A 7,888-nucleotide genomic window follows, 5' to 3' on the forward strand; every position below is an offset into this window, starting at 1 on the left:
GATGGGTGCTCTTCAACTCGGAAATGCGGCCCGGGCCGTAGTGCTCAGCGTGGTGGCACCGGTGCTTCTGGCAGGTTGTACGAAGGAGGGGCCGAAGGCGGTTCCGGAACTTCCTCCACGTGTCTGCTGGGGTGCCTTCTCCGGTAGCGAGGTAGCTCCCTTTCTGCCTGCCGGGGAGAAGGTCACCGTCAGTGACGGGGATTTCGAGCTGAATGAAAACATGGACTCGGAGACCTGCAGCGTCGATGTCGACGGGATCACTCGGTTCATGGTGAACGCCACGGTTTGGGAATTCGAGCGGTCGATCGAGTGGTCCTCATGGGACCAGCGTAGCCCTCGCCCTCTTGATGTGGGTAAGGGGGGAATCATCTGGGATGTTGGTGCCGCCACACACTTCGTCTGCGAGCCGTCTAAGTCCCTGTCCGATCCAGGGAAGTACATCGCCCTGTACATTGAAACTTTCGGGAAGGTCGAATCGGAGAAGGCGCAGAGTGCGGTGCCGGAGCTCTTGAAGGAGTTCATGGCCTACGCCCAGCGCGAGCTGAAGTGTCCCGAAAGGTGATGTGCGAGCCGGTCGAACTGCAGGGCGTACGGGATCGTCTGCGGGCACGTGGTGGGCGTGGCCCCGGACCTGGTGGTGGCGAGCGGGAGGGCGGGGCTGGACAAGGAACTGCTCCCGGTCGACCCGGCGGCCGAGGCGTTCACGCCGTTGCTCGCGGACTCGGCGACCGTGGTGCGCGCCCCGGGAGGGCGATGCCGGATCAGGCCGGAAAGCCAAGGCCGTGGTCGTCGGTCGTGACGGCCGGCCGTCTTCTGGCCAGAGGTCCGGGCGGAGTCACCCGGTGAGCGTTCCGGGGCGCGCCCGTACGGGACCGGGGGCGCCCCCAGGTCCGTGCACCCGCCGCCGCGCGGGGCCTTCCCAGCTTGGACTCCCGTGACCGGGTGTTGGACGTTCACCGCCCGGCCCGCCCCGGGCCTTCCGCCCGTCACCCCGTCTCACTACCGTCCCCGACGAACCACCCAATGGCTCGAAGGAGAACCATTGGCCGTCGACTGGAGGTCGGTCTTGTCGTCCGAGATGTCCCGCAGAAGGCTCCTCGCACTGGGCGGAGGCGCCCTCGGCGCCGCCGCGGCCGGATCGCTGCTGCCGCCGTCGTTGCAGGCCGCGATGGCCGCGGAGCCCCACTCCGGAGGGTTGTCGGCGGTCCGGCACGTGGTCATCCTGATGCAGGAGAACCGTTCCTTCGACCACTACTTCGGCACCCTCCGCGGCGTCCGCGGATTCGGCGACCGCAATGCCATTGAGCTCCCCTCCGGCCGCCCGGTCTTCGAACAGCCCGCCGGCGCCGACCGGACCGTCCTCCCCTTCCCGATCCGGGACGCCGCCGAGACGCAGAAGAAGGACCTCCAGTACATCGGCGACCTCGACCACTCCTGGGGCGGCGGCGCCAAGGCCTGGCGCGGCGGCTGGATGGACGGCTGGGTCTCGGCCAAGACCGCCGCCACCATGGCGTACTACGACCGGCGCGACATCCCCCTGCACTACGAGCTGGCCGACACCTTCACCGTCTGCGACGCCTACCACTCGTCGATCCACACCTCCACGAGCCCCAACCGCAACCACCTCTGGTCCGGCTGGACCGGCCACGAGGCCGACGGCAGCCGGGCCGTCACCAACGCCGCGTACGCCGAGGCCACCCACCCCGGCTACGGCTGGCCCACCTACGCCGAGCGCCTCGAAGCCGCCGGGCGGAGCTGGAAGACGTACACCGAGTGGGAGAACTTCACCGACAACAACATCGAGTTCTTCACCACCTTCAAGAAGATCGCCCGCAAGGCGCTCGCCCGCACCGGCGGCCACACCTTCATGGAGTCCTTCTACGCCGCCGTGCGCGGCACGAAGGACCCCGCCGAGCGGACCCGGCTCCTCGGCCTGCTCGAAGAGGGCGTCGCGGACCTCACGAAGGCCGAGCGCTCCCTCTTCGAACGCGGGCTGCGCCGCGTCGAGAGCGGCACCCTCGCCGACGCCTTCCGCGCCGACGTCGCCGCCGGGACCCTGCCCGAGGTCTCGTACCTCGTGCCCTCCGCGATCGACTCCGAGCACCCCGGCTCCTCCTCCCCGATCGCCTCCGCCACCCTCGTCTACAAGGTGCTCGACGCCCTCGGCTCCCACCCGGAGGTCTGGCGCCACACCGTCGTACTGATCAACTACGACGAGAACGACGGCTTCTTCGACCACGTCCCGCCGCCCGTCCCGCCCGCCGGCGACACGGACGAGCGCTGGCAGGGGCAGCCCACCGGTCTCGGCATCCGCGTCCCGCTGCTCGTCGTCTCCCCCTGGTCGGTCGGCGGCTACGTCTGCTCCGAGACCTTCGACCACACCTCCGTGATCCGCTTCCTGGAGAAGCTGACCGGCGTCCGCGAGCCCAACATCACCCCCTGGCGCCGGACCGTCACCGGCGACCTCACCTCCGCCTTCGACTTCCACCGGGGACGCCGGCAGCCCGAGGTCGAGCAGCCGGGGCCGGTCCCGCCGTTCACCGGCCGCTGGCGCCCCCGGCCCCCGGCCGTGCAGCGGATGCCCGTCCAGGAGCCCGGCATCCGCCCCGCCCGCCCCCTGCCCTACCGGCCGGACGCCGCCGCCACCGTCCGCGCCGGCGCCGTCACGGTCGCGCTGAGCAACCGGGGGAAGGCGAGCGCGCACTTCGCCCTCTACCCGTACGCGGGCGAGTTCGACGTCCCGCAGCACCGGGACGTCAGGGGTGCGGGGGAGTGGACCGTCCCCGTACCCGGCGACCGCTACCGCTTCACGATCACCGGCCCCAACGGCTTCCGGCGCGAGTTCGAGGGCCCCGCGACGGGCGGCGCCGAGCTGGCCACCCGGATCGACCACCACGACCGCGACCTGCACCTCACCGTGCGGAACACCGGCCGCGCCCCCGTCTCCTTCACCGTCCGGCCGCTGGGGTACGTGGACGAGGACGACCTCGCGGACTGGACCCGCACCGTCACCGTGAAGCCGGGGAGGACCCGCACCGTCGTCCACTCCGCCGCCGACGCGCACGGCTGGTACGACGTCGAGGTGACCGCCCCCGGAGGCTTCCGCCGCCGGCTCATGGGCCACATCGAGAACGGACGCGCCAGCGTCTCCGGCTGAGCCCGGAGCCTGAGCCCGGAGGCTGAGCCCGGAGGGGGCCGGGCGTGGAGGGGGAGCCGGGGTGTGGAGGGGGAGCCGGGGCGCGGAGGGGGAGCCCGGGCGCGGGCCGGACGCTCCGCGCCCGGCCCGCGCCCCGGTGAACCACACCCATGTGACCATCGACACGAAACGGGCAAACGATCACGTTTGGCTGCGAGAGTGGGCGCACGTAGGTCATGCGTTCTTTATCGGGCCGTTCCCGGGAAAGATCCACGAACCACCCAGGGAGCACGTCCTTTGGCAGCCATCGCCCGGTGGTGCATCAGGCACCGCCTCGTCGCCGTCCTCCTCTGGCTCCTCGCCCTCGGCGGGGCCGGCACCGGGGCGGTCCTCGCGGGGAACGCGTACTCCAACGACTACGAGGTCCCCGGCACCGAGTCCGGCCGCGCCACCGCCCTCCTCGAACGGGGCTTCCACGGCCTCGGCGGCGACGGCGACACCGTCGTCTGGCACACCGAGCGCGGCAGCGTCCGCGCCGACGCCGTCCAGGAGCGCATGACCGGCGTGCTCCGCGAGGTCGCCGAACTGCCCGGCGTCGCCGCCGTGGCCTCCCCCTACGGGGACGCGCCGGGCCGGATCAGCGAGGACGGACGCACCGCCTACGCCACCGTCACCTTCGCCGAACAGGCCGACGACATCCCCGAGGGGCAGGCGAAGGCCGTCGTCGACACCGCCAGGGCCGCCGCGACCGACGACCTCCAGGTCGAGCTGGGCGGCACCGTCGTCGCCCTCACCGAGGCCCCCGGCGGACACGTCGCGGAGGCCGTCGGCGTCGCCGTCGCCGCCGTCGTCCTCTTCCTCGCCTTCGGCTCCCTCGCCGCTTCCGCGCTCCCCATCGCCACCGCCCTCGTCAGCGTCGGCATCGCCTACTCCGGGATCGTGCTCCTCGGGCACGTGATGACGGTCGCGGACTTCGCCCCGATGCTCGGCATGCTCGTGGGCCTCGGCGTCGGCATCGACTACGCGCTCTTCATCGTCACCCGGCACCGCAGGGGCCTCAAACGCGGCCTCTCCGTCGCCGAGGCCGCCGAGACCGCCGTCGCCACCACCGGCCGCGCCGTCGTCTTCGCCGGGGCCACCGTCTGCATCGCCCTGCTCGGCATGCTGATCCTGCGGCTGAGCTTCCTCAACGGCGTCGCCGTCGCCGCCTCCCTCACCGTCGTCCTCACGGTCGCCGCCTCCGTCACCCTCCTCCCCGCGCTGCTCTCCCTGATCGGCATGCGCGCCCTGTCCCGGCGCGAGCGCCGCACCCTCGCCGAGCACGGGCCGCAGCCCGAGCTGCCCACCGGCTTCGCCGCCCGCTGGTCCGCCTTCGTCGAGCGGCACCCCAAGCTCCTCGGGGCCGTCGCCGCCGTCGTCATGGCGGTCCTCGCGCTGCCCACCCTCTCGCTCCACCTCGGCACCTCCGACCAGGGCAACGGCCCGGCCACCGCGACCACGCGCAAGGCCTACGACCTGCTCGCCGAGGGCTTCGGACCCGGCGTCAACGGCCCCCTCACCCTCGTCGCCGGACTCGACGGCGCCGACGACCGGGTCGCCCTGGGCCGGCTCCCGGCCGCGCTCTCCGCGACCAAGGGCGTCGCGGCCGTCTCCCCGGTCACGTACAACGGCTCCGGCGACACCGCCGTCCTCACCGTCGTCCCCGACTCCTCGCCGCAGTCGAAGGCCACCAGCGAGCTGGTCGACCGGCTGCGCCAGAACGTGCTGCCGAGGGCCGAGGCGGGCACCTCCCTCGACGTGAACGTGGGCGGCGTCACCGCCTCGTACGACGACTTCGCCGAGATCATCGTCGGCAAGCTGCCGCTCTTCGTCGGCGTCGTCGTCGCCCTCGGCTGCCTGCTGCTCCTGCTCGCCTTCCGCTCGATCGGCATCCCGCTCAAGGCCGCCGCCATGAACGTCATGGCCGTCGCCGGCGCCTTCGGCGTCGTCGTGGCGGTCTTCCAGTGGGGCTGGGGCAGCGAACTCCTCGGCCTCGGCAGCGCCGGGCCGATCGAACCCTTCCTCCCCGTGATCATGGTCTCCGTCCTCTTCGGACTCTCCATGGACTACCAGGTCTTCCTGGTCAGCCGGATGTACGAGGAGTGGCTGGAGACCGGCGACAACCGGCGGGCGGTCCGGGTCGGCCTCGCGGAGACCAGCCGGGTGATCAACTCCGCCGCCGTCATCATGATCTCCGTCTTCCTGGCGTTCGTGCTCTCCGGCGACCGGGTCGTCGCGATGTTCGGCATCGCGCTCGCGGCCGCCGTCGCCCTCGACGCCTTCGTCCTGCGCACCCTCCTGGTCCCCGCGCTCATGCACCTCCTCGGCGGCGCGAACTGGTGGCTGCCGAAGTGGCTCGACCGCCTGCTGCCCCGCATCAGCATCGAACCGCCGGAGTGCCGGGCCACCGCCGACGCGCGTGCGAAGATCCCCGCACAGCGCGTGACGGTACCGACCGCGGAGGAGAACGAGGATGTTCGCGATATCGCTGGGTGACGACGGCGCCGAGCTGCGGCCCCTGGAGCCCTGGCGGGCCGGGGAGTTCCTGGCCCACATGGACCGGGGACGGGAGTACGTCGGACGGCACATCGGCCTCCCGGACATCGTCACGGACCTGGACTCCGCCCGCTCCTTCCTCCGCGCGTACGCCGAGAAGGCCGCGAACGACGCGGGCCGGATCTTCGGCATCTGGACCGGGAGCACCCTCGTCGGCGGCGTCATGTTCCGGACCATGGACGTGGAGCACGGCACCGCCGAGGCGGGCTGCTGGCTGGAACCGTCCGCGGCCGGGAAGGGCCTGGTCACCCGGGCCTGCCGGGTGATCATCGACTGGGCGGTCGAGGAACGCGGCATCCACCGCGTCGAGTGGTACGCCTCCACGAAGAACGACGCCAGCATCGCCGTCGCCCGCCGCCTCGGGATGACGAAGGAGGGCGTCCTGCGCGAGAACTACCCGCACCGGGGCGTGCGCACGGACACGGAACTCTGGGCGGTCCTGGCGCCGGAGTGGCGCGCGGCGAGGAAGGGGCGGACGGGGGAGTAGCCCGGGGGCGGTCGCGTTAAGGCCGCTCTCATACGGGCCCCCTAGCGTGCGCCGCATGGACATCAGGACGACCGGGAAGACCGGGCCCGCCGAGCGGGACGAGAAGCACGGCGGGGCGGCGGAGGCCACGACCGCTGGGGACCCCGCGGACACCCTCGACGCGGATCGCGACGCGGAGGAGGCCGCCCCCGTCGGCGAGGACACCGACTCGGGCGCCGACTCCGACTCCGGTTCCGGCGCCGACTCCGACTCGGGCGCCGACTCCGACTCCGGTCCCGGCGCCGACTCCGGTTCCGGCGTCGGCGCCGGAGCCGCCGCCGTCGTCTCCGCCGCCCTCGGCGCCGTCGCGCTCACCGGCACCTGGGCGGGCAAGGTCGTCTCCGAGCGCGAGACGCTCGTCGGGCAGATCAAGACCTCCGGCTCCGGCACCCCCACCCAGCAGATCAGCGAGATCTACGGCGACGCCTGGCACAGCACCGCCCTGGTGAACGGCGTCTTCGCCCTGATCGCCCTGATCGTCGCCGTCGCCGTGCTCGTCCTGCCCCGGCACCCCTCCTGGGTCCGCGCGGTCGCCGTCGCCGGCGCCGTCCTGGGCGGCCTGGGCCTGCTCCTGTCGGCCGGCACCTACTTCGACCTGTTCCTCTCCCTCCCGACCGCCGGCTCCTGAGCCCGCCCCGAGCGCGGCCTTCCCCGGCCGGTCACGACGACCGGCCCGGGCGGCCGGGCCGGGACGTACCGGCACCCGCCGACCTGCCCTTCGACGCCCTCGCCGTGATCGACGACGGGGGCGGGATCCTGGAGCGGACCCTCCGCGGAGTGGCCGTGGACCCGAACGCCCTCGACGTCTCCCGCTCGTCCACCGTCCACGCCGTGTACCGACCGGGTGCCTCCTCATCGAAGCGGGCCCCGGCGGGACGCCCCGCGTCCGCGCCCCGCCGGTCCCGGACCCCTCCGGCCTCGCGATCGACGCCGACCGGCTGCTCCTGCTCGGAGGAGCCGAGCGGGGCACGGGCGCCGCGGCCCGGGCGCATGCCGTCCACCACCTCCGGCTGACGGCCGGCGAAACCGTCCTCGTCGGCCGCGAGCAACTCGTCTTCCCGAACGGCGACCCCGTCAGCCGCTGTGCCCGCCCCGTCGCGCCGGGCTCCCTAAGGCCCCCCGCGCCCCGAACATAAGGCACTCGCCCGATGCGGCCGGGGGCCCTGGGAGACGACCGTGGAGACGTCGCGAAAGGCGACGCCGACACCGGGTCACCCAGGGAGTACGTGATGTTCGAGTACGAGATCGACCGCATGAACCACGCCCAGCTCGTTCGCGAGGCCGCCGCCCGGCGCCTGTCCCGCGAGGCCGCCGCGTCCGCCGGCCGGGAAGCGCGCCGCTCCGGCCGCCGGAGCGGGAGCCAGGACGCGGAGGGGCCGGTGGACGACGACGGCCCCGGCCGCTTCGCCCGGGCCGCGTGACCCCGCATGGCATCCGACCCCCGTACGGGGTCCGACCTCCGTACGGGGCCCGACCTCCGTACGACGCCCGACCGCCCTGCAGGACCCGACCTCCGTACGGGGCCCAACCCTCGTACGACGCTCGACCTCCGTACGGAAGCCGTCCTCCACGCGGCGCACGGCCTCCGCGCGGTGTCCCGCCCCGGCACGGCCCCCGCCCCCCGTACCGCC

At 73.0% G+C, this 7,888-nt stretch carries 7 protein-coding genes; all 7 read left to right on the forward strand.

Annotated features, from left to right (window positions below; genetic code table 11):
• Position 1 precedes the first annotated feature (1 nt).
• Complete coding sequence (locus tag OO47_RS36960) at positions 2 to 562, forward strand: hypothetical protein (RefSeq protein ID WP_158708688.1); 561 nt, start codon at positions 2 to 4, stop codon at positions 560 to 562.
• A 504-nt stretch (positions 563 to 1,066) separates the two neighbouring features.
• Positions 1,067 to 3,157, forward strand: coding sequence for a phosphocholine-specific phospholipase C (locus OO47_RS23000; protein WP_030218518.1), 2,091 nt, complete (start codon positions 1,067 to 1,069; stop codon positions 3,155 to 3,157).
• Between the two features lie 276 nt (positions 3,158 to 3,433).
• Positions 3,434 to 5,671, forward strand: coding sequence for an MMPL family transporter (locus tag OO47_RS23005; protein WP_030218517.1), 2,238 nt, complete (start codon positions 3,434 to 3,436; stop codon positions 5,669 to 5,671).
• Positions 5,649 to 6,218: a GNAT family N-acetyltransferase gene (locus OO47_RS23010; RefSeq protein ID WP_030218516.1), complete on the forward strand. Its 570-nt coding sequence runs from the start codon at positions 5,649 to 5,651 to the stop codon at positions 6,216 to 6,218. The genes OO47_RS23005 and OO47_RS23010 overlap by 23 nt, the downstream gene beginning before the upstream one ends.
• A gap of 55 nt (positions 6,219 to 6,273) precedes the next feature.
• Complete coding sequence (locus OO47_RS34070; RefSeq protein ID WP_051716219.1) at positions 6,274 to 6,885, forward strand: hypothetical protein; 612 nt, start codon at positions 6,274 to 6,276, stop codon at positions 6,883 to 6,885.
• Positions 6,886 to 7,486: 601 nt separating this feature from the next.
• Positions 7,487 to 7,678 carry a hypothetical protein gene (locus OO47_RS23025; RefSeq protein ID WP_030218510.1) on the forward strand — a complete coding sequence of 64 codons (192 nt, stop codon included), beginning with the start codon at positions 7,487 to 7,489 and terminating at the stop codon, positions 7,676 to 7,678.
• Positions 7,679 to 7,684: 6 nt separating this feature from the next.
• Positions 7,685 to 7,888: hypothetical protein (locus OO47_RS38015; RefSeq protein WP_234323271.1), on the forward strand; the 204-nt coding region annotated here is incomplete at its 3' end.

The sequence above is a fragment of the Streptomyces bikiniensis genome, assembly GCF_000716625.1.
GTDB classification, from domain to species: Bacteria; Actinomycetota; Actinomycetes; order Streptomycetales; family Streptomycetaceae; genus Streptomyces; species Streptomyces bikiniensis.

Excerpts from the sequence above, each read along its gene's own strand:
- OO47_RS36960 (WP_158708688.1), top strand. The coding sequence starts at position 2 with ATGGGTGCTCTTCAACTCGGAAATGCGGCCCGGGCCGTAGTGCTCAGC.
- OO47_RS23010 (WP_030218516.1), top strand. The coding sequence starts at position 5,649 with ATGTTCGCGATATCGCTGGGTGACGACGGCGCCGAGCTGCGGCCCCTG.
- OO47_RS34070 (WP_051716219.1), top strand. The coding sequence starts at position 6,274 with ATGGACATCAGGACGACCGGGAAGACCGGGCCCGCCGAGCGGGACGAG.
- OO47_RS23025 (WP_030218510.1), top strand. The coding sequence starts at position 7,487 with ATGTTCGAGTACGAGATCGACCGCATGAACCACGCCCAGCTCGTTCGC.